This window comes from Shimia sp. SK013 (assembly GCF_001292625.1).
Lineage (GTDB): Bacteria > Pseudomonadota > Alphaproteobacteria > Rhodobacterales > Rhodobacteraceae > Shimia.
Window position 1 is genome coordinate 45,260 of the sequence record NZ_LAJH01000016.1, and the last position, 22,159, is coordinate 67,418.

26 protein-coding genes are annotated in these 22,159 nt (G+C 56.7%); 8 read left to right on the plus strand and 18 right to left on the minus strand.

What is annotated here, in order from left to right; translation table 11 throughout:
• Window positions 1–4 precede the first annotated feature (4 nt).
• Window positions 5–1,423: a dihydrolipoyl dehydrogenase family protein gene (locus SHIM_RS14825; protein WP_054003458.1), complete on the minus strand. Its 1,419-nt coding sequence runs from the start codon at window positions 1,421–1,423 to the stop codon at window positions 5–7.
• Window positions 1,423–2,154: a TVP38/TMEM64 family protein gene (locus SHIM_RS14830; RefSeq protein ID WP_193749936.1), complete on the minus strand. Its 732-nt coding sequence runs from the start codon at window positions 2,152–2,154 to the stop codon at window positions 1,423–1,425. Before SHIM_RS14830 ends, SHIM_RS14825 begins: the two co-directional genes overlap by 1 nt.
• A 363-nt stretch (window positions 2,155–2,517) precedes the next feature.
• Between SHIM_RS14830 and rpmH the strand changes: the two genes are divergently transcribed.
• Together rpmH and rnpA are read left to right on the plus strand one after the other, a co-directional pair.
• On the plus strand, window positions 2,518–2,652 hold the full coding sequence (rpmH, locus tag SHIM_RS20025) for a 50S ribosomal protein L34 (protein ID WP_048599009.1): 135 nt from the start codon (window positions 2,518–2,520) through the stop codon (window positions 2,650–2,652).
• A gap of 22 nt (window positions 2,653–2,674) precedes the next feature.
• Window positions 2,675–3,091, plus strand: coding sequence for a ribonuclease P protein component (gene rnpA / locus SHIM_RS14835; RefSeq protein ID WP_054003459.1), 417 nt, complete (start codon window positions 2,675–2,677; stop codon window positions 3,089–3,091).
• Window positions 3,092–3,111: 20 nt separating this feature from the next.
• On the opposite strand, the gene SHIM_RS14840 is transcribed toward rnpA, so the two are convergent.
• Window positions 3,112–3,471, minus strand: coding sequence for a winged helix-turn-helix transcriptional regulator (locus SHIM_RS14840; RefSeq protein WP_054003460.1), 360 nt, complete (start codon window positions 3,469–3,471; stop codon window positions 3,112–3,114).
• A gap of 129 nt (window positions 3,472–3,600) precedes the next feature.
• On the opposite strand from SHIM_RS14840, the gene SHIM_RS14845 reads away from it, so the two are divergent.
• From SHIM_RS14845 to SHIM_RS14870, 6 genes are all read left to right on the plus strand, one after another.
• Window positions 3,601–3,888, plus strand: coding sequence for a putative quinol monooxygenase (locus SHIM_RS14845; RefSeq protein ID WP_054003461.1), 288 nt, complete (start codon window positions 3,601–3,603; stop codon window positions 3,886–3,888).
• A gap of 61 nt (window positions 3,889–3,949) precedes the next feature.
• Window positions 3,950–4,963, plus strand: coding sequence for a zinc-binding alcohol dehydrogenase family protein (locus SHIM_RS14850; RefSeq protein ID WP_054003462.1), 1,014 nt, complete (start codon window positions 3,950–3,952; stop codon window positions 4,961–4,963).
• A gap of 257 nt (window positions 4,964–5,220) precedes the next feature.
• Window positions 5,221–6,084, plus strand: coding sequence for an acetylglutamate kinase (gene argB, locus SHIM_RS14855; protein ID WP_054003463.1), 864 nt, complete (start codon window positions 5,221–5,223; stop codon window positions 6,082–6,084).
• 60 nt (window positions 6,085–6,144) lie between these two features.
• Window positions 6,145–6,939, plus strand: coding sequence for a sterol desaturase family protein (locus tag SHIM_RS14860; RefSeq protein WP_054003464.1), 795 nt, complete (start codon window positions 6,145–6,147; stop codon window positions 6,937–6,939).
• Window positions 6,936–7,586, plus strand: a complete 651-nt coding sequence (locus SHIM_RS14865) for a hypothetical protein (protein WP_054003465.1) — start codon at window positions 6,936–6,938, stop codon at window positions 7,584–7,586. Before SHIM_RS14860 ends, SHIM_RS14865 begins: the two co-directional genes overlap by 4 nt.
• Window positions 7,583–8,092, plus strand: coding sequence for a SixA phosphatase family protein (locus SHIM_RS14870; RefSeq protein ID WP_054003466.1), 510 nt, complete (start codon window positions 7,583–7,585; stop codon window positions 8,090–8,092). Before SHIM_RS14865 ends, SHIM_RS14870 begins: the two co-directional genes overlap by 4 nt.
• Before the next feature lie 6 nt (window positions 8,093–8,098).
• Here the strand turns inward: SHIM_RS14870 and SHIM_RS14875 are convergent, their stop codons facing one another.
• The 15 genes from SHIM_RS14875 to rpsM all read right to left on the minus strand — a co-directional run bounded on the left by SHIM_RS14875 (window position 8,099) and on the right by rpsM (window position 22,000).
• Window positions 8,099–8,884, minus strand: a complete 786-nt coding sequence (locus SHIM_RS14875; RefSeq protein WP_054003467.1) for an SDR family NAD(P)-dependent oxidoreductase — start codon at window positions 8,882–8,884, stop codon at window positions 8,099–8,101.
• 94 nt (window positions 8,885–8,978) lie between these two features.
• A complete protein-coding gene (locus SHIM_RS14880) occupies window positions 8,979–9,770 on the minus strand; it encodes an amino acid ABC transporter ATP-binding protein (protein ID WP_054003468.1) in 792 nt (263 codons plus the stop codon).
• A 15-nt stretch (window positions 9,771–9,785) separates the two neighbouring features.
• Window positions 9,786–11,081 carry an amino acid ABC transporter permease gene (locus SHIM_RS14885; RefSeq protein ID WP_054003469.1) on the minus strand — a complete coding sequence of 432 codons (1,296 nt, stop codon included), beginning with the start codon at window positions 11,079–11,081 and terminating at the stop codon, window positions 9,786–9,788.
• A gap of 1 nt (window position 11,082) precedes the next feature.
• Window positions 11,083–12,315: an amino acid ABC transporter permease gene (locus SHIM_RS14890; protein WP_054003470.1), complete on the minus strand. Its 1,233-nt coding sequence runs from the start codon at window positions 12,313–12,315 to the stop codon at window positions 11,083–11,085.
• Window positions 12,316–12,439: 124 nt separating this feature from the next.
• Window positions 12,440–13,456 carry an amino acid ABC transporter substrate-binding protein gene (locus SHIM_RS14895; protein ID WP_054003471.1) on the minus strand — a complete coding sequence of 339 codons (1,017 nt, stop codon included), beginning with the start codon at window positions 13,454–13,456 and terminating at the stop codon, window positions 12,440–12,442.
• 201 nt (window positions 13,457–13,657) lie between these two features.
• Window positions 13,658–14,368, minus strand: coding sequence for an ATP12 family chaperone protein (locus SHIM_RS14900; RefSeq protein ID WP_054003472.1), 711 nt, complete (start codon window positions 14,366–14,368; stop codon window positions 13,658–13,660).
• Window positions 14,365–15,042, minus strand: a complete 678-nt coding sequence (locus tag SHIM_RS14905) for an HAD-IA family hydrolase (protein ID WP_054003473.1) — start codon at window positions 15,040–15,042, stop codon at window positions 14,365–14,367. Before SHIM_RS14905 ends, SHIM_RS14900 begins: the two co-directional genes overlap by 4 nt.
• A 177-nt stretch (window positions 15,043–15,219) precedes the next feature.
• Window positions 15,220–16,266: an RluA family pseudouridine synthase gene (locus tag SHIM_RS14910; RefSeq protein WP_054003474.1), complete on the minus strand. Its 1,047-nt coding sequence runs from the start codon at window positions 16,264–16,266 to the stop codon at window positions 15,220–15,222.
• Entirely contained in the window at window positions 16,263–16,652 is a 390-nt protein-coding gene (gene crcB / locus SHIM_RS14915; RefSeq protein WP_054003475.1) for a fluoride efflux transporter CrcB, read from the minus strand. Before crcB ends, SHIM_RS14910 begins: the two co-directional genes overlap by 4 nt.
• Window positions 16,653–16,659: 7 nt before the next feature.
• A complete protein-coding gene (locus tag SHIM_RS14920) occupies window positions 16,660–17,991 on the minus strand; it encodes a replication-associated recombination protein A (RefSeq protein WP_054003476.1) in 1,332 nt (443 codons plus the stop codon).
• 5 nt (window positions 17,992–17,996) lie between these two features.
• Window positions 17,997–19,379, minus strand: coding sequence for a trypsin-like peptidase domain-containing protein (locus SHIM_RS14925; protein WP_054003477.1), 1,383 nt, complete (start codon window positions 19,377–19,379; stop codon window positions 17,997–17,999).
• A gap of 157 nt (window positions 19,380–19,536) precedes the next feature.
• Entirely contained in the window at window positions 19,537–19,956 is a 420-nt protein-coding gene (gene rplQ, locus SHIM_RS14930; protein ID WP_054003478.1) for a 50S ribosomal protein L17, read from the minus strand.
• A 139-nt stretch (window positions 19,957–20,095) separates the two neighbouring features.
• A complete protein-coding gene (locus SHIM_RS14935) occupies window positions 20,096–21,112 on the minus strand; it encodes a DNA-directed RNA polymerase subunit alpha (protein ID WP_054003479.1) in 1,017 nt (338 codons plus the stop codon).
• Window positions 21,113–21,226: 114 nt separating this feature from the next.
• Window positions 21,227–21,616: a 30S ribosomal protein S11 gene (gene rpsK, locus SHIM_RS14940; protein ID WP_054003480.1), complete on the minus strand. Its 390-nt coding sequence runs from the start codon at window positions 21,614–21,616 to the stop codon at window positions 21,227–21,229.
• 15 nt (window positions 21,617–21,631) lie between these two features.
• Window positions 21,632–22,000 (minus strand): 30S ribosomal protein S13, encoded by a 369-nt coding sequence (rpsM, locus tag SHIM_RS14945; RefSeq protein ID WP_054003481.1) that lies wholly within the window; start codon window positions 21,998–22,000, stop codon window positions 21,632–21,634.
• Window positions 22,001–22,159: the final 159 nt, after the last annotated feature.

Here is a 22,159-nt window from a genome sequence, read left to right on the forward strand (position 1 = left end):
GCGATTACGGTAGCCAGCGTTGAACCAAGCCGACCACCCGTTTGACCTTAGGATTATCAAACAGTTGGGGAGAGAAATAGGCCCCTGCAACCCGCTTGTTGATTTCTCCTACCGTGGGATAGGGCGACACCATGCCTGCAACCGCGCTCATCTTGAGCTTATTGGCGATCACCAGGGCCCAAAGATTGATCAACTCACCCGCCTGTGGGCCAGCAATCGACACGCCCACGGGACGGCCTTTAACGACCATCGCCTTGATCAACCCCTTGGCTTTACGTTCAGCAATCAGGCGGTCGTTGTGCCCGATGTCAAACCGCACCACCGTCACCTTTTCCCCATAAATTTCGCGCGCCTCAGCTTCGGTTGGACCAATCTGCGCCAACTCGGGATCGGTATAGGTCGCATATGGGATGTGATCTGTGCGCGCCTTGGCCGGTAGTCCAAACAGCGCGGATCGGATGATCACCCCGGCCTGATAACCCGCCACATGGGTAAACTGCGCGCCGCCCGCCACATCGCCAATCGCATAGACCCGCTTGTTGGTGGTCTTCAGGCTCGCGTCCACCTTGATGCCCGTGCGCGTGGTCTCAATTCCTGCGGCCTCAAGGTTCAGCCGCTCCATATTGGCCTTGCGCCCGACGGCCACCAACAAGTGTGAGCCAACAAAACTACGCCCGTCCTGCGTTTCCACGGTGATCTTGCCGGCCGCACCGCTGATCTGCTTGGCCAGCGCGTCTTCGGCGATCTCCACGCCTTCGGCCTCCAGATTGTCCAACACAATCGCCGCCATTTCCGGATCATCTCGACCCAGCGCTTTGGCGCCCTCAATAACGGTGGTCTTGATGCCCAACCGCTGATGCGCTTGCGCCATTTCCATGCCAATCGGCCCACCACCAATGATCAAAAGATGCTCCGGCGTCTCGGTCAGATCAAACAGCGTCTCGTTGGTCAGGTAAGGCACGCTGTCCAAGCCCGGGATCGGCGGCACCAGCGGGCTGGACCCTGTTGCGACAATCAACCGCCGCGCGGTGATGCGGTGATCGCCGGCTTCCACAACGCGCGGACTGACAAATGTTCCAAATTCACGGATCACCCGCACGCCGAACCCTTCGAACCGCTCTTGGCTGTCCATCGGCTCGATCTGGGCTATCACGTCTTTCACATGCGCCTTGGCCGCCGCGTAATCCACCTGCGGCACCTGATCGGCCACGCCATACTGCGCGCTTGTCGACTGCCCATGCGCTGCCTTGGCGCTCGCGATCAGCGCCTTACTCGGCACACAGCCAAAGTTAAGACAATCGCCACCCATCTCGTGGCCTTCCAACAGAACCACACTGGCCCCCATCTGGCTGGCCCCCGCAGCAACAGACAGCCCACCAGAGCCGGCGCCAATCACCAGCAAATCACATTTGATTTCGTCCATCAGATCGCTTCCTTGCCGCGAATATATTTCAATGCCACCGGCAACACCGACAATGCCGCCAACCCGAGAATCGGCAACAACACATGCGGCTCAAAGATAATGCCTAGGTTCGGCGTCTCGCCACGGGCAAACACTTCGCCCAACCCTGCCCCGACCGAGGTATAAACCAACCCGCCCGGAATGATGCCCACAAAAGTCGACACCACATAGCGCCACAAAGACACCCCAACCAACGCAGGGATCAAGTTGGCGACAAAAAACGGCACCAATGGCACAAGCCGGATGATGAACAGCATCGACCACTGATTCTCGTCAATGCCTGCCTTGATCGCCTTGATGCGCCCTTCGCTGGCATCCATCTTCGCCGACAACTTCTCTCCAAGCCCCCAACGCGCGGCCAGAAACACAATCGTCGCGCCCATCGTCGCCGCACCAACGTTATAAAGAACTCCGGGAAAGGTGCCGAACAAGAACCCGCCCGCCAACGTCGCAATCGTTGCGCCCGGCAGCGAAAACCCCGCAATCATTACGTAAACCGTCATGAATGCCGCCACCGCCGCCCAATAATTCGCATCACGATAGGCAATCAGCATTTCGCGATTGTCCCGCAACGCCTCAAACGTCAGGTAATCCCCCAACAGCCATGCGCCGACCAGCGCCACAACGCCTATCACCGCCAATGGCAACAACCGTGCCAAACCTGATTTAGGGGGTGTCTCGGTATTTGTCATATCAGCCACATCCGGCCTCTTCTTGTTGCTTGCCTTAAACATGCGGCAGTGACTGCCAAAACAACAGGGACCTCACGGGCGCTTGATCGTGACGGGGCGTTTCGTGACGAATGGCGCGCGAAGCGTAACAATTGACCGCTTCGCAGCCGGATTTCACGCCTCCAAATGCCGATTTTGAAATGTTATCAGGCCCCAAATCTGTCAAACGCGGATTATCCCTGCCGACGCTTGTCTTTTTGACACAAAACCGCCATCACCCGTTTGACTTATCCCGCCCACAGGTCTATTGACCGGGCTTCCAATAGAACGGGCACCGCGAATCTGTCGCCGGAGCCCAGCACACACACAATCGGAGACGGAGCGATGAAACGCACCTACCAACCATCGAACCTCGTTCGTAAACGGCGCCACGGTTTTCGTTCGCGCATGGCCACCAAAGCCGGCCGCAAGATCCTGAACGCACGCCGCGCACGCGGTCGTAAGTCGCTGAGCGCATAAGCTCACCGACCGTTTTGACGGAATGACACCGCCGGAGACCCCCAAGGATGGCCCAGCCAACCAAGGGAGCGAGTCTCCGGCGGTTTCCGTTCGTCTTGAGGTCATCAAAAAGCGCAGCGATTTCCTCGCCGCCGCCCGCGCCCGTAAACAGGGCACCAAGGCGATGATGGTGCAGGCTCGCAAACGCCGCGACACCGAAGACGTTGATCCTCTCGCGATCCGCATCGGCTATACCTGTTCCAAGAAAGTTGGCAACGCCGTCGCCCGCAACCGCGCCAAGCGGCGCATGCGCGAAGTGGCCCGCCTGATGTTGCCCGAATTTGGCAAACCCGGCTGGGACTATGTCCTGATCGGCCGCAAAGACGAAACTGACCAGCGCGATTTTGTCACCCTGCAAGGTGATCTCAGATACGCCCTGCGCAAATTGCACGCCTCGTGACGTTCTAATTCGCGGCGGCCCTAGGCGCTGGTTTGCGGCGAGAGCGGAACTTTGCGTGATGGAAACTCCCGCCCCCACGCGTGCAATCCCACAACGACATCCTCCAGTTTGCGGCCTTTCTCTGTCAGCGAATATTCGACCTTCGGCGGCACCACCGCAAAAACCTCGCGATGAAGTATTCCGACGTCTTCCAGTTCGCGCAGTTGCTTTGTCAGCGTGCGTTGCGTCACAGTTCCCAAACGTCGGCTCAATTCATTGAACCGCAGCGTGCCCCCCAGCAGGTGATAAATCACCAGCCCTTTCCACTTGCCCGAAATCTGTTCCAGCGCGCCTTCAACTGGGCATCCGCCGCTACAGTCATAATCTTCAAACCGGTTCATTTCTTCCTCGCAATCGCGGTCACGGTATCCTTTTGGCCCCTATATGTCCAAAAGGTGCGTACTTGCTTAAATTGTCGCGACTCACACATAAGAGCGACACAACAAATTTACACCCTCTCGGAGATTGTCATGTCCCTCACCATTCTTGCCCAAATCACCGCTGCCGCCGGAAAAGAAGCCCTTGTCGAGGCTGAATTGAAAAAGCTGATCGACATCACCCGCGCCGAAAAAGGCTGCATCAACTACGACCTGCATCAGGACAACGAAAATCCGGGCCTCTTCGTGTTTTATGAAAACTGGGAAAGCCGCGAACTGTGGCAAACCCACATGAATGCCCCGCACCTCGCCGCGTATATGGCCGCCACCGACGGCGCCGTGGACAGCTTCGTGTTAAATGAAATGACCAAGATCGACTAACTAGGCTTGGGTCGTCCCCACCGTTGGCCACTCTGCTCCCCACTCAAAAAAGGAACACCCCATGAAAGCCGTCGTTTTCAAAGCCGCAGGTCCGATTGACCGCCCCGACAGCCTGATCGACATCACTCTGGACAAACCCACCCCCACCGGCCGTGACATTCTTGTCAAAATCAACGCCGTGTCAGTGAACCCCGTAGACACCAAAGTCCGTCAGCGTCCATTGGCAGCAGACGCCGAATTCGGATTGCTGGGATATGACGCCGCTGGTGTGGTCGAGGCCGTCGGCCCCGACGCCACCTACTACAAACTGGGCGACGCGGTGTTTTACGCAGGATCCATTGCGCGCGCAGGCACCAACAGCGAATTTCATCTGGTGGATGAACGCATCGTTGGCCGCAAACCGACCACGCTGACCGACGCCGAAGCCGCGGCTCTGCCACTCACGGCCATCACCGCATATGAGATGCTGTTTGACCGCCTGAAGGTTCGCGACGCAACGCCTGAGGGCAGCAACACAATCCTCGTGATTGGTGGCGCAGGTGGCGTCGGCTCGATTACCATCCAACTGCTGCGGGCACTGACCGACATGACGGTCATCGCCACCGCGTCGCGTCCCGAAACGCAGGCGTGGGTCAAAGACCTGGGTGCGCATCACGTGATCGATCACCGCGAAGCTATTGCACCGCAAGTTGCGGCCCTTGGTCTTGGCGCCCCAGGCTATGTGTTTTCCACCACCATGACCGATGCGCATTTTGACGACATCATCGAGCTTATCGCACCTCAAGGCCGCTTTGGCCTGATCGACGATCCCGCCACGCTGAACGCCATGCCGCTCAAGCTCAAGGCTATCTCGCTGCATTGGGAAATGATGTTCACCCGCTCTCTGTTTGGCACCGCCGACATGGACGCACAGCGCGATCTGCTGAACGAAGTGGCGGATCTGGTCGATGCGGGCAAATTGCGCACCACCTTGACCGACGTGGCCGGCAAGATTGATGCCGAGACGCTCAAGCAAGTGCACGCCCTGATCGAAAGCGGCACAGCCAAAGGCAAGATCGTCCTCGAAGGTTTCTGACCGAAAGGCTGCGTCCGCCTCGGTGGGCGCAGCTGCACACGCCGACCAGCTTGCCAAAGGTTTTGCCCGTTGCGCAACGCGCGATCCGTTAGCTCAATTTCGGCACCAAATCGCACCAACGCAATACCGACGTTATGCAGACGGGTGAAATCCCGAAAAACAAGGTGATTAACCACGATTCTCCATGATCTGCCCGCCCCACCCTTGGCAGGCTCCTGCCAAGCGGGTAACAACGGCCTCCAGAAGAGGTCCCAGACATGAAGAAGCAAGACATGAACCGCGATTGGATCGCAACTGCCCGCACACTCTCTCAGGCCCTGCCTTACTTGCAGCGCTACGCAGGCGCGATCGTCGTGATCAAGCTTGGCGGCCACGCCATGGGCAGCGACGAAGCCATGGAAGATTTCGCCCGCGATGTGGTTCTGATGCGTCATGTCGGCATCAACCCTGTGATCGTGCATGGCGGCGGTCCGATGATCAACGCGATGCTGGAACGTCTTGAAATCAAATCAGATTTTGTGAACGGCAAGCGTGTCACCGACGCAGCAACCGTCGAGGTGGTCGAGATGGTACTCTCTGGCGCCGTCAACAAGCGCATCGTGCAGGCAATCAACCGTCAGGGCGGCAAAGCTGTTGGCCTGTCAGGCAAAGATGCCAACTTGATGATCTGCGACCAAACCGATCCGGAACTGGGTTTTGTTGGCACACCTTCGGACATGGATGCCACCGTCCTGACCGATCTTTTTGCCAATGACACCATTCCTGTCATCGCGCCTCTGGGCGCTGGCCGCAACGGCGAAACCTTCAACGTCAACGGTGACACCGCTGCTGGCGCGATCGCAGGCGCTCTACAAGCCGACCGCCTGCTTTTGTTGACGGATGTGGAAGGCGTGAAGAACGAGGCCGGTGAAATTTTGACAGAGCTAAAAGCGCAGAAAATCAAAGACCTGACGGACGAAGGCGTCATTGCCGGCGGTATGATCCCAAAGACGGAAACCGCGTTGAACGCCATCGACAAAGGCGTGCGCGCTGTGGTCATCCTCGACGGCCGCGCCCCCAACGCCTGCCTTTTGGAGCTGTTCACCGAACACGGCGCAGGCTCGATGATCCGCGCGGATTAAACCGCGCCCTTCACATATTCTCAAAACAGAATACATTGAAGATGTCTTGTGGAGTTTTCAATGTCTGATGACCTTCTGATCCGCCTGCTGGTTTTCCTCGGTCTCTTTGTCCTTTTGGCCATCGCCGAACGCCTGCTCCCCCGTCGCAAGCTGCGGTGGTCCCGCCCGCGTCGCTGGCTGACAAACTGGGGTTTTTCTCTGCTCAACACGCTGACGTTACGGCTGGTTGCTGTGGCGCTGCCACTGCTCGCTATCGGCGCTGCACTCGATGCGCAATCCCGAGGGTGGGGTCTCTTCAACCAGATCCAACTGCCTGATTGGCTTGGTTTAATTCTGGCCGTGCTGGTCATGGATTTCGCCATCTGGCTGCAACATCTGGTCACCCACAAGGTGCCCTTGCTCTGGCGTCTGCACAGGGTGCACCACGCCGATCCGGACCTGGACGTCACCACGGCCATCCGATTTCATCCGGTGGAAATTGCGTTGTCCATGGGCCTCAAGGTCGGCCTTGTCTACGCGCTTGGCGCCCCACCGTTGGCAGTGCTCATCTTTGAAATCCTTCTGAACGCGACCGCGCTTTTCACGCATTCCAATATTCGCCTGCCGATTGCCTTGGACCGCATCATGCGCCTTGCGTTGGTCACACCGGACATGCACCGTGTGCATCATTCCGTGCATCGGGACGAACACGACAGCAACTATGGGTTTGCTTTATCAATCTGGGACCGAACGCTCGGAACCTATGTTGCGCAACCCCGCGAAGGACATGATAAGATGACTATCGGATTGGCATGGCAAGACAAGCGCCCAACCCGTCTCGGCTGGAGCTTTCTTCTGCCGTTCGGCCGCAAATGAGTTACGCCGAGATAGCCAAACAGGCCAAAAATCGCGGCTTGATTGTGATGGGCGCATTGCACCCTCGCGCGGCGTATTCTGCAGACGACAAAGTTGGCACAATCGTTCTACTTGGCACCGGAGCGGATTTCTGGCCTGTGTTTTCCCAAGCTCCTGAACACCTCGATGCCGCGCCAAATCCAGTGGACCGCTGGTCCAAGCGCGTTGTGGGTGAGATTGCCCAACCGATTGCCGCGGAATGTTCTTTTCCCTCTGACGGCCCACCATACCCACCGTTTATCTCGTGGGCTTTGAACACTGGTCGCTTCTTTCAAAGCCCGGTTGGCGTGATGGTGCATAACACGGTTGGCCTGATGGTGTCTCTACGGGGCGCGCTGCATCTTAGACAGGAAATCCTCTTGCCAGCGCCCACAGGGACGTCTCCCTGCAACACTTGCTCCGCCCCTTGCACCACCGCCTGCCCAGTCTCAGCACTAAGCGCGGAAGCGCCCTATAACCTTTCAGCCTGTCATGATTTTCTCGACACATCTGACGGAGCGGGCTGTATGGCGCGCGGCTGCATCGCCCGCCGTGCTTGCCCGCTTAGCGTGGGTGCAGCCCGCACCAACGCCCAATCCGCCTTACATATGAAAGCCTTCCATCCATGAGCCTCACCCTGATCCTGATGCGCCATGCCAAATCAAGCTGGGATGACCCGCTGCAATCAGACCACGACCGCCCGCTTAACAAACGCGGTCGGGCCTCGGCCAACGCAATCGGGGCATGGCTGGTCGAAAATGAAATCCTACCGGATCAACTGCTGTGCTCGACTGCGGAACGCACCCGCGAAACCTTCGCTCGCCTTGGTCTAAGTGTCGCGAACACGCGCTTTGAGGACGCGCTCTATCATGCGGGTGCAGACACCATGTTGCGGCACTTGCACGCGGCAACTGGCACCACCGTTCTAATGCTCGGACACAATCCGGGGATAGGCCATTTCGCGGAGCTTCTGGCCCGCCAACGCCCTGACCATCCTCGATTTTTTGACTATCCAACAAACGCGACAACGATCTTTCGTTTCGACGCCGCCTCGTGGCAAGAGGTGCAGTTTGGCCAAGCCGAAGCCATCGACTTTAAGGTTCCACGCGACCTTTTGAACAGCACTGGCGACTAACCACTTCTACCCGCCATACTGCGCCACCAGCGCTTTGATCTCGGCATAGACTGCTGCCGATTTCTCGGTGTTCAGCGCGTCACGATGCGGATCGGCGAAGCGGCCGGAATCATTGTCAAAATATGCTCCTGACTTGCCCAAAAAGGTGTCAGAAAGCGCCGCCTGCCGCAAAATTTCGGCGCCAATGCTTAGGTCATTTCCGGCCACGCCGAACCCTTCCTTGACCATTTTAGAGGCCAGCAAGCTCCCGGGGTTGACCGCCACCACCAAGGGCCCGTTTGGCAACTCTACTGCCAATTCGCGGCTCCAAATCGTGATCGCCAGCTTGCTCTGCGCATAAGCCTCCATTGCGCTAAGTTCCCGCTGGCCCCTCATTGCCGCCAGATCCACGGGCGCCTGCGCGGCTGACGACAAATTCACCACCCGGCCATCCGGCGGCATCTGATCCAACAGCGCGCACGTCAGTAGATATGGCGTCAGTGTATTCACCACAAACCGCACGTCCAATCCGTCGGCGGTTTGTGCTTTCGGCGTTTTGAGCACGCCTGCGTTGTTGATCAATACATCAATCGTGCCGAAGTCCGCATTCATCGCCTGCGCGAACGCGGCGGTGTCGGAAAACGATGAAAGATCCGCGCGATAGCCCTTAACAACAAGGTCTTGCGTCACCCGACCCAGTTTTTCGGCACTGCGCCCATGCACCAGAACCCTGTGACCTTCAGATACCAGCAACTTGGCGGTTTCATACCCGATCCCATCTGTCGCCCCGGTGATCAAAATCGTCTTCGTCATGGCCTACCCTTTCAACGCAAATACTGCACCGTACCTAACAACAAAGGCCGCGGTGTTTCCACCGCGGCCTCTTTAACTCTTTGAGACACGCGTCTTAGTGACCCAAAATCTGGCTCAGGAACAGCTGTGTGCGCTCGCTCTTCGGGTTGTTGAAGAACTCTTCCGGCTCGTTTTGTTCAACGATCTGGCCTTGGTCCATAAAGATCACGCGGTTCGCAACCTGACGGGCAAAGCCCATCTCGTGAGTCACGCAAAGCATGGTCATGCCCTCTTCCGCGAGTTCGATCATAGTGTCCAAAACCTCTTTGATCATCTCGGGATCAAGTGCTGAGGTCGGCTCGTCAAACAACATGATCCGCGGCTTCATGCACAGCGAGCGGGCAATCGCCACACGCTGCTGCTGACCACCGGACAACTGGCCGGGATACTTGCCTGCCTGCTCGGGGATCTTGACCTTCTCAAGGAAGTGCATCGCGATCTCTTCGGCTTCTTTCTTGGGTGTTTTGCGCACCCAAATCGGAGCAAGCGTCAGGTTTTCAAGCACAGTCAGGTGCGGGAACAGGTTGAAGTGCTGAAAGCACATGCCAACCTCAGAGCGGACCTTGTCGATGTTTTTAAGATCGCTTGTCAGCTCGATCCCGTCGACCACGATGTCACCGGACTGATGTTCCTCCAGACGGTTGATACAGCGGATGAGCGTTGACTTCCCCGACCCGGAAGGCCCTGCAATAACAATGCGTTCACCCTCGTTCACCGTGAGGTTGATATCTCGCAACACGTGGAACGAGCCGTACCACTTGTTCATGTTCGAGATCCTGATAGCGACCTCATCAGAGACTTGCATCTTGGATCGGTCGATTTGACGTTCTGTGATAAGTTCAGACATATTGTGAACCCCTCCTTAGTGGCCTTTGTGGAGCTTGCGCTCGAGCCACTGTGAATATTGTGAGATACCATAGCAGACGACGAAGAACAGGAGCGCGGCAAAGCCGAAGAGCTCCCAGTAGACGCCGTTCCATTCAGTCGATGCCAGAACCGGCCCGCGGATCATTCCAACAAGGTCGAACATCGAAATGACCGACACCAGCGTTGTATCCTTGAACAGGCCCACTGCCACGTTGACGATGCCCGGGATCGAGATCTTCAACGCTTGTGGCAGAATGATAAGACGCATCGCCTGTGGGTAATCGAGCCCAAGGCTGTCCGCAGCTTCATACTGCCCCTTTGGCAACGCCGCGAGACCACCACGCACAACCTCGGCAATATAGGCAGACGAGAAGAGTGTGATCATGATCACAACGCGCAAGAACAGATCCACTGTCGCATCCGGCGGGAAGAAGTAGGACAACATGACCGACGCCACAAACAGCAGCGTAATCAGTGGCACACCCCGCACAAATTCGATGAAGACAACGCAGATGCCCTTGATCAACGGCATATTTGACTGCCGTCCAAGCGCCAGCGCAATGCCCAACGGTACCGACAGTGACACACAGGTTAGGCCCAGCATCATGTTCAGCATGAACCCACCCAGATCACGGGACGGCACTGCAGGCAGCATTGCGTTATCAGAGGCCCCATCAGGGATGAGACTGCCGCCAATCGACCAAACGACCAGAGCAATCACAATCGCCCCAAAGAAACCAACCGCAAAGCTTGAGCGTCCGAACCTCTGGAAGAATGCACCTGCCGCAACAAAGCCCACCAACGCAACCAGCGGAGCAAGAATTGTGCCACCCCAGATCAGCCAGAAAGCGATGAAAGGGAACAAACCGGTGAAGATCAACAGTTTGCGTGGCAAGTCAAAGAACAGCACAGGCGCAATCGCAACCAGCATCAGCAAAAGCGTAAGGTTTGGGCGCCAGTACTCTTCGCTCGGATATTTGAAGCCGTAAATCAACTGGTGCCAGCGTTCTGTCAGAACCGAGAAACACGCGCCGGATTTACCGGCAAGGATTTCGCGACATTCTGCCAACGATGATGTTGTCCAAAGGCCATTCATGATCCATGGCAACGTGCTGGACAGCGCCCCGTAGATAAGAAGCAGCGCAAGAACCGTCAAAACACCGTTGGATACGGAAGAGAACAAGTTCTCCCGCATCCACTTAACCACACCGGTTTCACGCGCCGGCGGCGGGCTTTCCGGAATGACTTCGGTTGACACAAAGGCAATTGAGTTTTTGTCTTGATCAGCCATCTCAACGCTCCTCCAGCTTAACGGATGCGTTGTACACGTTCATCGCCATAGAGATGAGCAACGACGCGGTGAGATAGAACAGCATCAGCAAAAGCACGCATTCAATCGCGCGACCGGTTTGGTTCAACGTGATGCCACCAAGCGTCGCGGTGATATCCGCATAACCCACAGCAATCGCCAATGATGAGTTCTTGGTGATGTTGAGATACTGCGAGATCAGCGGCGGGATAATCACCCTAAGTGCCTGAGGGAGGATCACGAGGTTCATCACTTTGTTCGGACGCAATCCAAGAGCCGAAGCCGCTTCGGTTTGGCCTTTAGACACAGCCTGAATACCCGCTCGCACGTTTTCCGCGATAAAGGCGCCGGTGTAGATCGACAATGCGAACCAAAGTGCAATCAGTGGTCCACCGATCTTGATGCCGCCTTTGAAGTTAAAGCCCTTTAGCTCAGGCACTTCCCAAGCAAGACCCATGATGAACATCAAAGCGATGAACGGAACCAGCCAGATCGCCAGATTGGTCCAAAGCGTGTTTGGACGTACACCGGTCTCGGCCTGAGTGTTCGTAGCACGCGTGTTCACAGCGCGAGTTGCATACCAAGAGCCGACAGCCACCAGCAGAACCAGCACCCAGTTCAACGTCGCACTTCCAAACAAACCATTCTCAAAGAATGGCATCGGCGTATAAACGCCTCGGTTGGTGAAGGCGAAAAGATCCAACGCCATGCTCGCTGTCGGGGTGTCACCACGGAATTCCCGTGGACCCGGCATGACTGCGGTCATGATTGTAAAGATGATGATGATCCAGATAAGCACCGGAATGTTGCGGAAAATTTCCACATACACGGCCATCAGTTTGGACACGATCCAGTTGTTGGACAGACGCAGTACGCCGGCGATCACGCCAAAAACAGTTGCGGTGATACAAGCCAGAAAGGCCACCAACAGCGTGTTGAGAAGCCCGACAAGGGCCGCACGCGCGTGCGAAGACTGGCTGTCGTATTCGATCAAACGCTGGTTGATGTCATAGCCAGCGGAGTCACCAAGAAAAGAGTATGATATGTTGAGTCCGGCGGCACGCAGGTTCTGGATCAGGTTGTTGCCCAGATACCAGATTGCCAATGCCAATGCGATAGCCGCGACCGCCTGAAACGTCAGCGAGCGGTAGCGCGTGTCATTAAGCAGCATAGACAGCCGGAACGACTCCTTAGGAGGGTCGGTCAAAGTGGTCATGAAGGATTTTCCCCGTTACTCAGCCTATTATTGGTGGCGTCATGGATGCGCCGTGGCCGATTATTGTTGTGGGTCGTAAATGCGAAAAGGGCGCGGTGTGTACCGCGCCCTTTCCGTGAAGTGTTTAGCGGAAAGGAGGCGAGTAGATCAGGCCGCCGTTTGTCCACTGAGCGTTCAGGCCACGGGCCAGACCGATCGGAGTGGACTCACCGATGTTACCTTCAAACAGCTCACCATAGTTGCCGCCAGCCATAATGGCTGCTTTGGCCCAACCGGCGTCCAGACCGAGCATTTCGCCCAGAGTGCCTTCGGTGCCCAGCAGGCGGTTAACTTCTGGGTTGTTGGTGCCAGCAGCCATCTCACCGATGTTTGCAGACGTCACACCCAGCTCTTCAGCTGTTACCAGAGCGTTGAGAGACCAACGAACTACGTCACCCCAGTTGTCGTCGCCGTGACGAACCAGTGGGCCGAGAGGCTCTTTGGAGATAATTTCTGGCAGCAGAACGTGACCAGCTGGATCTTCGAATGTGGCACGCGTAGCGGCCAGACCGGAAGCATCCGTTGTGTACACGTCGCAAGCACCTGACAGGTACTGCTGCTGTGCTTCAGCGTTGGTTTCGATTGGCACTGGCTCATAGCTGATGTTGTTGGAACGGAAGAAGTCCGCCAAGTTCAGCTCTGTAGTTGTACCAGTCTGGATACACACAGTTGCGCCGTCCAGTTCCTTAGCTGAGGAAACACCCAGATCTTTTGGAACCATGAAGCCCTGACCATCATAGTAGTTCACGCCTACGAATGTGAACTTCAGGTCCACGTCGCGCGAGAATGTCCATGTGGTGTTGCGTGCCAGCACGTCGATTTCGCCAGACGCCAGCGCAGTAAAGCGGGTCTTGCCGGTGGTCGGCACGAATTCAACAGCTTTCGGGTCACCCAAAACAGCGGCGGCAACTGCGCGGCAAATGCCAACGTCAAAGCCCATCCATTCGCCGTTCGCGTCTGGTGCAGCAAAACCAACCAAACCGGTGGTCACACCACAGTTCAGCTTGCCGCGTGCTTTCACGTCATCCAGCGTGCCAGCAGCCGCAGCACCAGCCGCAAGGCCAGCAACAGTCAGCGCACCAAAGAATACGGATTTTTTCATTTTTACCTCTTCCTGATTACCCGCCCCTTTGCGAGGCGGTTTTAGTAGGCCACTCCCGGCCCTTTAGATGTTTAAGGATTACACCCCATTTACATCATGGCACAGTTTGGGCGCATTCATCGCCAAACGTCAAGAGGCCCATCACGGGATTCAATCGGTGGGTGAATGCCGCACAAACCACCTGCAAAAAAGGTTAATCTGCTAAATATTTGCCAGTTTATAAAAGCGATTTGCGTGCAGGAACGCCTCATATTTGACCCGCGCCTCCTTGGATGCGTCTTCGTCAACGCCCCACTGTTCTTCCTGCCACTGCTCATCAACACGCGACAGGCGCCAGATTTCGTCCGCGTCATGCAGCTCGCGCAGCGCGGCAAACCCGAGAATCAGTGACCCCGAAATGCCGACAAGGTCATGAAAAGCAGCCATTTCAAAGACCGACAGCTTGTGCACCTCGGTGCGCAGTTTCTCTAATGCGCTGGCATCCTGCGCGTGGTGCATCACACCAGCCACTGCCACCAGCCGCGCCCCGAATTCCTGCGCAGCCCAGTCAAGGATCGGATCCCAACTTTCCGCCTGCCGCGCGATCAATGCCTCAGGCGCAGTGGCGCGATAACACAGCAAATCCGTGCCGCCATATTCCGCCAGCATGTCCGCCACTTCGCCGTACTGGATCGTCACTTTGTCAATCGCAGCATTGGCTGAGCGTGTCACCGGCATGGTTGTGGGGTCGATTTTTTCTTCCTGCGCAGCCCATTCCGCCGCAACAGCCTCGGCCATTGGCCGCGTCGGCAACGTCAAAGGCGCTTTGGCTGGCGTCTTCACCGGTCGGCCGTCAAGCAAGATACCGAAGCCTTCGCCGGATTCTTCTATCGAGGCTTCTTTCCAAAATCGTTTCTTTGCCCAACCGCTCATGTCAACTCTCCGAACATCCGTTCCAACGCTTTGTCCAGCGCCGGGAAATCATCAATAATTTGGTGTGCAGCTGTCAGGGCACTGGCCGGGTGATATCCCCAACTCACGCCCAATCCCGGCACCCCGGCGGACTGCGCCATGTCCATATCATAAGAAGTATCGCCGATCATTACCGCATCGCAGGCGTCAATACCCATTTCAGACATAGCAGTCAGGATCATCGATGGATGTGGCTTAGACGGATGGTCATCCGCCACTTGCCGAGTAAGGAAATACCCGTCCAGTGCATGCCCCTCGATCAACTTGTCCAACCCGCGCCGCGATTTTCCGGTCGCCACGCCCAACAATACATCATCACGCGCCTTCAGCCGGTCCAGCGTCGCCATCGCGCCCGGATAAAGCGGCGAGCTTTCCTTGGTGCCAATTGCTTCGCGGCGACGCATATACGTTTGTTTGTAACCTTCGACCAAAGATGCGCATGTGGCCGCATCCGCATTGGGCGCGAGCTTGGACATCGCCACATCAAGTGACAACCCGACGATACCCAGTATTTCTGCGCACGACGGCGACAGCATGCCCTGCCCCTCAAACGCTCCGCGCATCGATCCCAGAATGTCCGCCTGGCTGTCCACCAGTGTGCCGTCCACGTCAAATATCACCAGTTTGAGCCGCATCTGTCGTCCTTTTGCTTGGCGATGCTTCACCACGCAAAAGGACCGACGTCAAGCTCAGCCAGTATATGCCCCACTGGAATAAGCGAGTTCATAAGAGTGGCTGCAGAATTCAATGAGATTCCGAAACGGGGCCGGCGTGCCCTCGACTTTGGGGAATTCGCCCAACACGAAGAGGCGTCAGCGCAATTCCTCAAAAGGGTCTTCAGCCGCCAGATCAGCAGTCCATCCAAAGGTGTCCCACGTGAGCGCCATATGCTCGGGCAGATCCGCATGCACAGTGATGGTCTTGCGGGTTTCAGGGTGCTCAAATGACATCGTGCGGGCGTGCAGGTGCAGCTTGTTGGAAATAATCCCACCCAGCTTTGCACCCCAGCCATCGCCAAGATTTTCCTGGCCAGACCCACCGTATTTTCCGTCACCAATGATCGGGTGACCGATCTCTGCCATATGCACACGCAATTGGTGGGTGCGGCCTGTCAAAGGCTCCATAGCCACCCAGCTGGCGCGACTCGCCACCCGATAAAGCGTGGCATATTGCGTATGCGCCCGCTTTGCTCCGGGCGTGCTGTTGATTTCGCGCGGATGTACCGCGTGCATCTTTTCGCCTTCACCGCGTGCGCCATGACCTCCCGCTTTGACAAGACCGTATTTGATCTCGCCAAGATACGGCACAGGCACACCAGCCACCACGGCCCAGTAAATCTTGCGGGTCTCTCTGTGACGCAGCGCCGCCGTCAACGCTTGCGCCGCAGGCCGCGTCCGCGCCAGCAACAAAACACCTGACGTGTCTTTGTCCAATCGGTGCACCAATCGCGGTTTTTCGTCCAAATCAAACCGCAGCGCCTCTGCAAGGCCATCCACATGTTTGGTTTGTTTGCTGCCGCCCTGCGTCGGCAAACCCGGCGGCTTGTTCAACGCAATCACGTGGTCGTCTTTGTAGATCACGCAATCGCGGATCATTTTGGCGTCTTTGTCCGTGACGCGCATCGTTACCGGCCGCGGAGGCAACTCCCCGGGCGCAGGCATCGGCGGAATACGCACTTCATTGCCTGCTTCCAGTCGGGTCGAGGCTTTCACTCGTCCACCGTTGACGCGGATCTCGCCCTTGCGGCACATCTTTTCGACGCGGCCTTGGCCAACATGAGGAAACACACGCTTGAACCAGCGGTCCAGCCGCTGGTCTGCATCGTTATCCTCGATTGTAATAGTCTGAACCCGGCTCATGCAAAAACTCCACGTGCGACAAGAACGCCCAAAAACAGCGCTCCCACCGACCCAACAACGGAAAGCGCGACATAAACACCAGCAGCGCCCCATTGTCCACGCTCAATCAGCGTCACAGTTTCCAATGAAAACGCAGAAAAGGTCGTGAAACCGCCCAATAGGCCAGTCATGACAAGTGGCGAAAGGTGGGTCAGCCCGCGATTGGCAGCAGCCACGACAAAAACGCCCATCAGAAACGATCCGATGATGTTCACTGTGATGATGGCCACCGGGAACCCGGACACAGCACCCGGCCCCAAGGTTCGCACGACGCTGAGCCCCACAAGATACCGCAATGCAGCGCCAACCGCGCCGCCCAAAGCCACATATGCCACGTTCAGGATCATCTGGCGCCTACTTCTTCTTTAATCGCTGCGTCGTGAAAAAATCGAGCCGCCGCTTCAATTCACGCTCAAACCCGCGCTCCACCGGACTGTAAAGAACCGGCCGTTTAACCCCTTCAGGGAAATAGTTTTGCCCGGAAAATCCACCTTCGGCGTTGTGATCATATTCATATCCATCACCATAGCCCTGATCCGCCATCAAACTGGTTGGCGCGTTCAGAATATGCTTGGGCGGTGGTTCGGATCCGGTTTTTTTGGCCAACGCCCGCGCCGCCTTGTACGCCATGTAACCCGCATTGGTTTTCGGCGCGAGCGCCAGATAGATCACCGCTTGCGCCAATGCCAATTCACCTTCCGGGCTGCCCAGTCGCTCATATGTCTCCCAAGCATTCAGGCACACGCTTTGCGCCTGCGGGTCAGCCAAGGCAATGTCCTCACACGCCATCCGCGTAATACGCCGCGCCAAAAAACGGGGATCTTCTCCGCCTTCCAACATGCGCGAAAACCAATAAAGCGCCGCATCAGGATCTGATCCGCGCACTGATTTGTGCAGCGCCGAAATTAGATTGTAATGCTCGTCGCCGGATTTGTCGTATTTCGCCGCGCGCCGCATAAGTCGCGTCGACAATGCGTCTGTGTCCAGCTTGCCGTCCACACGCCACGCCATGACCTGTTCGATCAAATTCAGCAGCGCACGCCCGTCCCCGTCAGCCATTTCCAAGAGCGCTTCGCGCGCCAAGCCGTCCAAAGGTATGCCACGGTCCAATTCGCGCTCGGCCCGTTGAGCGAGCCGTTCGAGATCCGCGAGGCCTAGGCGCTCAAGTACCAGAACCTGTGAGCGGCTCAGAACAGCGGCATTAAGCTCAAACGACGGGTTTTCGGTGGTGGCGCCAACCAAAAGGATCGTGCCGTCTTCCATATAGGGTAAAAACCCGTCTTGCTGCGCTTTGTTGAACCGGTGGATCTCGTCCACAAACAGCAACGTGCCTTTGCCATTGCCGCGACGCACTTTGGCTGCCTCAAACATTTTGCGCAGTTCCGGCACGCCGGTAAAAATTGCGCTAATCTGCACAAAATGCAGATCCGTTTCATCCGCCAGCAGGCGCGCAATGGTGGTCTTGCCCACGCCGGGCGGCCCCCAAAATACCAACGAAGACAGCGAGCCGGATGCCAACATCACGCCCAAAGGCGCCTCAGGGCCAAGCACCTGCTCCTGCCCTATGACCTCACCAAGAGATCGCGGACGCAAAAGATCTGCCAACGGGCGAGGTGCCGAGCTTTCGCCTGCGCTCGCATTGCCGGTCTGATCAGCGGAGTTCGGAATGTCAAAAAGGTCGGCCATGGCCCTCAGAGTCGGAAACGCATCACGACACGTTGTGTGCCGCGCTGAACCTCTAACGTAAGGCGTTTGCGCGCATCACGCAAAGCCTGATCTGCCTCCTCGGTTGTGGTCACGTCCTGATCATCAACAGACCGCAACACATCGCCCGGCGTCAGCCCCAATCGCGCACCAACCTGACCGGGTTTTTCCACCACCACACCGGTGATGCCCAGCGGCAGACCGAACTGCCCCAGAACCGCAGGGTTGATGTTACTCATGACCATTCCTGGAATGGCAGAGCGCGCGCTGGTTTCAACTGTCATGCGCGACGGCTCTTCAGGGGCCAGCGCCAAAGCCACTTCATAGATGCTCTGAACGCCATCTCGAAATACCAGCACTTCGGCGGCTTCGCCCAGTCCAACGACGGACATACGGAAAACCATCTCGGCGGGTGTGTTGACCGGTTGGCCTTCGACTTCGAGGATCACATCGCCGGATTCCAATCCAGCAGCCAAAAACGGGCTGACCGCGTGCATGTCCGACACGACGATACCACCGGGTCGATCAAGGCCAAGACCGTCCGCCATATCTGCGTCAACTGGCTGCCCGAACATACCGGCCCAAGGTCGTTGGAAACTGTCAAAACCGGCGCGTGCCTGATCCACAAACTGACCCACCAGCTTGGAGGGTATCGCAAAGCCGATCCCGTTGGATCCGCCGGACCGCGTAAGGATCGACGTGTTAATGCCCACCAGATCACCATTCACATCAATCAACGCCCCGCCCGAGTTGCCGGGGTTGATCGCTGCATCGGTCTGCAAAAAATACCCGCGCGCGCTTCCCGTGGAAATCCCGGACCGCGCCAACCCCGACACGATGCCCGAAGTCACGGTCTGGCCCACGCCGAACGGGTTGCCAATGGCCAGAACCAACTCTCCGACTTCGACGTTGTCACTGTTGCGCAACTCCAGATACGGCAAGCTTTCAACGCCCTCCATCTGCAGGATCGCCAAATCGCTTTCCTCATCCGCCAACAAAACCCGTGCTTTATATTCCCGGCGATCGTTCAGCTGAACGCGAATGTCTGTCGACATTCCCACAACGTGATAATTGGACACGACGATCCCGTCTTCGGACAAGATCACGCCGGATCCGAGCGAGTTTTTGACCTGCGGGCCGGTATTGCCAAAGTTGCGGAAGAACTGATTGAAAAACGGATCCGACGAGAACGGGCTTTGCTGCGCCTGCACCACTTGCTTCGCATAGATGTTGACCACAGCCGGCGCGGCCTCTGCAACCAGCGGCGCAAACCCGAGGCTGATTTCAGCCTGCGTCTGAGGCACGCGGGTTTCTGCGACGGCGGGTACTGCGAGCACGATTGAAAGAACAATCGCTAGGGGGCGGATCATGATGGCGTCCTTTTTGCTTTTGTCAGCATATGCGGAGCAGATGCGCTGATTTCAACCGGCGCTCGCAATGTCTTTTTGCCAACAGGCGCCCCTTGGCTCAACGCAAAAAGCCCCCGCCAAATGGCAGGGGCTTTGAACAACCGGCAAAAACCGGAACTTAATCTTCGGCAACGTCTTCCGCTGCGACGCGGGCTTTGTCAGCTGCGCCTTTCGCGTCCAGATCACGATCAACAAATTCGATGATCGCCATCGGTGCCATGTCGCCATAACGGAAACCGGCTTTCATGATGCGGACATAACCACCCTGACGCTCGGCATAACGTGGGCCAAGAATGTCAAAGAGTTTGGCAACATATTGATCTTCTTTCAGACGCGCACGGGCCTGACGGCGGGAGTGCAGGTCACCACGTTTTGCCAGCGTGATCATCTTTTCGATGATCGGGCGCAGTTCTTTGGCCTTTGGCAAAGTGGTTTTGATTTGTTCGTGTTCGATCAACGAACCCGCCATGTTGGCAAACAATGCCTTGCGGTGTTCGTGTGTACGATTCAGGCGGCGATAACCACGAGCGTGACGCATTTCAATTCTCCTACTTGCGTTTTTGCTTTGTCCGGCAGCCGATGCGTGTCAGCTACTCTCCTTGGGGCATGTGCCCACGTATTCCCCGGCAATTCCGGGCATTTGTAGAATTGGGCGGGGTTGCCCCCGCCCGAAACTCTTAGAAGTTGTCTTCGAACTTCTTGGCCAGATCTTCGATGTTGTCCGGCGGCCAGTCCTCGACGTCCATGCCAAGGTGCAGACCCATGCCCGACAGCACTTCTTTGATCTCGTTCAAAGATTTGCGGCCGAAGTTCGGTGTGCGCAGCATTTCTGCTTCGGTTTTCTGGATCAGATCGCCGATGTAAACGATGTTGTCGTTCTTCAGGCAGTTTGCCGAACGCACAGACAGTTCCAGCTCGTCCACTTTCTTCAGCAGAAGCGGGTTGAACTCAAGACCATCGTCTTCTTCCTGGCGACCAGCCGACTCAGGCTCATCAAAGTTCACGAAGATCGACAATTGATCCTGCAGAATGCGCGCAGCAAATGCCACGGCGTCTTCTGGTGTGATGGATCCGTCGGTTTCAACCTTCATGGTCAGTTTGTCATAATCCAGCACCTGACCTTCACGGGTCGGCTGCACGTCATAAGACACTTTTTTCACAGGCGAGTAGATCGCATCGATTGGCATAAGACCAATAGGCGCGTCTTCCGGCTTGTTCTTATCTGCCGACACATAGCCTTTGCCAGTGTTGACGGTCAGTTCAACGTAAAGGTCCGCGCCATCGTCGAGGTGACAGATCACGTGGTCTTTGTTGAGAACTTCGATGCCCGCGCTGTCGGAGATATCACCGGCAGTCACAGCACCCGGGCCTTTGGCAGAGATCGAAAGACGCTTAGGGCCTTCGACTTCCATCCGCAGGCTCACGCCTTTGAGGTTCAGGATTACATCAGTCACATCTTCGCGCACACCGGCAACAGAAGAGAACTCGTGCAGAACGTTGTCGATCTGTACAGATGTGATGGCCGCACCTTGCAGCGAGCTCATCAGAACGCGACGCAGCGCGTTGCCCAGCGTAAGACCAAAGCCACGCTCCAGCGGCTCGGCAACAACAGTTGCCTGACGCGCGGGGTCATTGCCCGGTTTCACTTCAAGCTGGGTCGGCTTGATCAATTCAGCCCAATTTTTGTGGATCATACGTCCCTCCATACTTGTCCGGATCTCATGTCCAAAAGAACCAGACGCCCGAGGTTTCAAAATGACGAACTGGGGCCGTGCCGAAAGGCGCAGCCCCAGACAGTAAATTAGTGCTTAGACGCGACGGCGCTTCGGCGGACGACAGCCGTTGTGCGCGATCGGGGTCACATCACGGATCGAGGTGATGTTGAAGCCGACAGCAGCCAGAGCGCGCAGAGCCGATTCACGACCCGAACCGGGGCCCTGTACTTCGACTTCCAGCGTTTTGACGCCGTGATCCTGTGCTTTTTTGCCTGCATCTTCTGCAGCCATCTGAGCGGCATAAGGCGTCGATTTACGCGAGCCTTTGAAACCCATGGTACCGGCAGACGACCAAGAGATCGCGTTGCCCTGTACGTCAGAGATCAGGATTTTTGTGTTGTTGAACGAGGAGTTCACGTGGGCTACGCCCGACGCAATATTCTTACGCTCTTTTTTCTTGGTACGAGTCTTTTCGCGTGCCATTGATCAAACCCTCCCTTATTTCTTCTTGCCAGCAATGGCCTTTGCAGGGCCTTTGCGTGTGCGAGCGTTGGTGTGTGTACGCTGACCGCGCACAGGAAGGTTGCGACGATGACGCAGACCGCGATAGCAGCCAAGGTCCATCAGACGCTTGATGTTCATCTGTGTCTCACGACGCAGGTCACCTTCAACGGTATAGGTCGCATCGATGTGCTCGCGGATGGCCAGAACTTCTGCATCGCTCAGTTCGTTTACACGACGAGTGACGTCAATTTTGACGCTTTCGCAGATTTCGGCAGCCGAAGTCGTGCCAATACCAGTGATATAAGTCAGGGCGATCGGGACCCGTTTGTGGGTCGGGATGTTTACGCCGGCAATACGTGCCACGTGTCACTTTCCTTTTCGTTGCGGTTCCGTAGTTCCGGAACCTTTTTTCACAACGTAAGCCCGACGCTTTTGAGCGATCGGGCCTCAGCTGATTAGGTGGTCTTGCCAATGGGGGCGACCCACCAGCAAAGAATTTGATTCTCCGTTAAGAGATGGTGT

Excerpts from the sequence above, each read along its gene's own strand:
- SHIM_RS14905 (WP_054003473.1), bottom strand. The coding sequence starts at position 15,042 with ATGCGGCTCAAACTGGTGATATTTGACGTGGACGGCACACTGGTGGAC.
- SHIM_RS14840 (WP_054003460.1), bottom strand. The coding sequence starts at position 3,471 with ATGAACCGGTTTGAAGATTATGACTGTAGCGGCGGATGCCCAGTTGAA.
- SHIM_RS14865 (WP_054003465.1), top strand. The coding sequence starts at position 6,936 with ATGAGTTACGCCGAGATAGCCAAACAGGCCAAAAATCGCGGCTTGATT.
- SHIM_RS14845 (WP_054003461.1), top strand. The coding sequence starts at position 3,601 with ATGTCCCTCACCATTCTTGCCCAAATCACCGCTGCCGCCGGAAAAGAA.
- SHIM_RS14890 (WP_054003470.1), bottom strand. The coding sequence starts at position 12,315 with ATGACCACTTTGACCGACCCTCCTAAGGAGTCGTTCCGGCTGTCTATG.
- SHIM_RS14885 (WP_054003469.1), bottom strand. The coding sequence starts at position 11,081 with ATGGCTGATCAAGACAAAAACTCAATTGCCTTTGTGTCAACCGAAGTC.
- SHIM_RS14925 (WP_054003477.1), bottom strand. The coding sequence starts at position 19,379 with ATGATCCGCCCCCTAGCGATTGTTCTTTCAATCGTGCTCGCAGTACCC.
- SHIM_RS14830 (WP_193749936.1), bottom strand. The coding sequence starts at position 2,154 with ATGACAAATACCGAGACACCCCCTAAATCAGGTTTGGCACGGTTGTTG.
- SHIM_RS14875 (WP_054003467.1), bottom strand. The coding sequence starts at position 8,884 with ATGACGAAGACGATTTTGATCACCGGGGCGACAGATGGGATCGGGTAT.
- SHIM_RS14900 (WP_054003472.1), bottom strand. The coding sequence starts at position 14,368 with ATGAGCGGTTGGGCAAAGAAACGATTTTGGAAAGAAGCCTCGATAGAA.
- SHIM_RS14870 (WP_054003466.1), top strand. The coding sequence starts at position 7,583 with ATGAGCCTCACCCTGATCCTGATGCGCCATGCCAAATCAAGCTGGGAT.
- SHIM_RS14920 (WP_054003476.1), bottom strand. The coding sequence starts at position 17,991 with ATGGCCGACCTTTTTGACATTCCGAACTCCGCTGATCAGACCGGCAAT.
- rpmH (WP_048599009.1), top strand. The coding sequence starts at position 2,518 with ATGAAACGCACCTACCAACCATCGAACCTCGTTCGTAAACGGCGCCAC.
- SHIM_RS14825 (WP_054003458.1), bottom strand. The coding sequence starts at position 1,423 with ATGGACGAAATCAAATGTGATTTGCTGGTGATTGGCGCCGGCTCTGGT.
- SHIM_RS14935 (WP_054003479.1), bottom strand. The coding sequence starts at position 21,112 with ATGATCCACAAAAATTGGGCTGAATTGATCAAGCCGACCCAGCTTGAA.
- SHIM_RS14910 (WP_054003474.1), bottom strand. The coding sequence starts at position 16,266 with ATGAGCCGGGTTCAGACTATTACAATCGAGGATAACGATGCAGACCAG.
- crcB (WP_054003475.1), bottom strand. The coding sequence starts at position 16,652 with ATGATCCTGAACGTGGCATATGTGGCTTTGGGCGGCGCGGTTGGCGCT.
- SHIM_RS14880 (WP_054003468.1), bottom strand. The coding sequence starts at position 9,770 with ATGTCTGAACTTATCACAGAACGTCAAATCGACCGATCCAAGATGCAA.
- rnpA (WP_054003459.1), top strand. The coding sequence starts at position 2,675 with ATGACACCGCCGGAGACCCCCAAGGATGGCCCAGCCAACCAAGGGAGC.
- rpsK (WP_054003480.1), bottom strand. The coding sequence starts at position 21,616 with ATGGCACGCGAAAAGACTCGTACCAAGAAAAAAGAGCGTAAGAATATT.
- rplQ (WP_054003478.1), bottom strand. The coding sequence starts at position 19,956 with ATGCGTCACGCTCGTGGTTATCGCCGCCTGAATCGTACACACGAACAC.
- argB (WP_054003463.1), top strand. The coding sequence starts at position 5,221 with ATGAAGAAGCAAGACATGAACCGCGATTGGATCGCAACTGCCCGCACA.
- SHIM_RS14895 (WP_054003471.1), bottom strand. The coding sequence starts at position 13,456 with ATGAAAAAATCCGTATTCTTTGGTGCGCTGACTGTTGCTGGCCTTGCG.
- SHIM_RS14850 (WP_054003462.1), top strand. The coding sequence starts at position 3,950 with ATGAAAGCCGTCGTTTTCAAAGCCGCAGGTCCGATTGACCGCCCCGAC.
- SHIM_RS14860 (WP_054003464.1), top strand. The coding sequence starts at position 6,145 with ATGTCTGATGACCTTCTGATCCGCCTGCTGGTTTTCCTCGGTCTCTTT.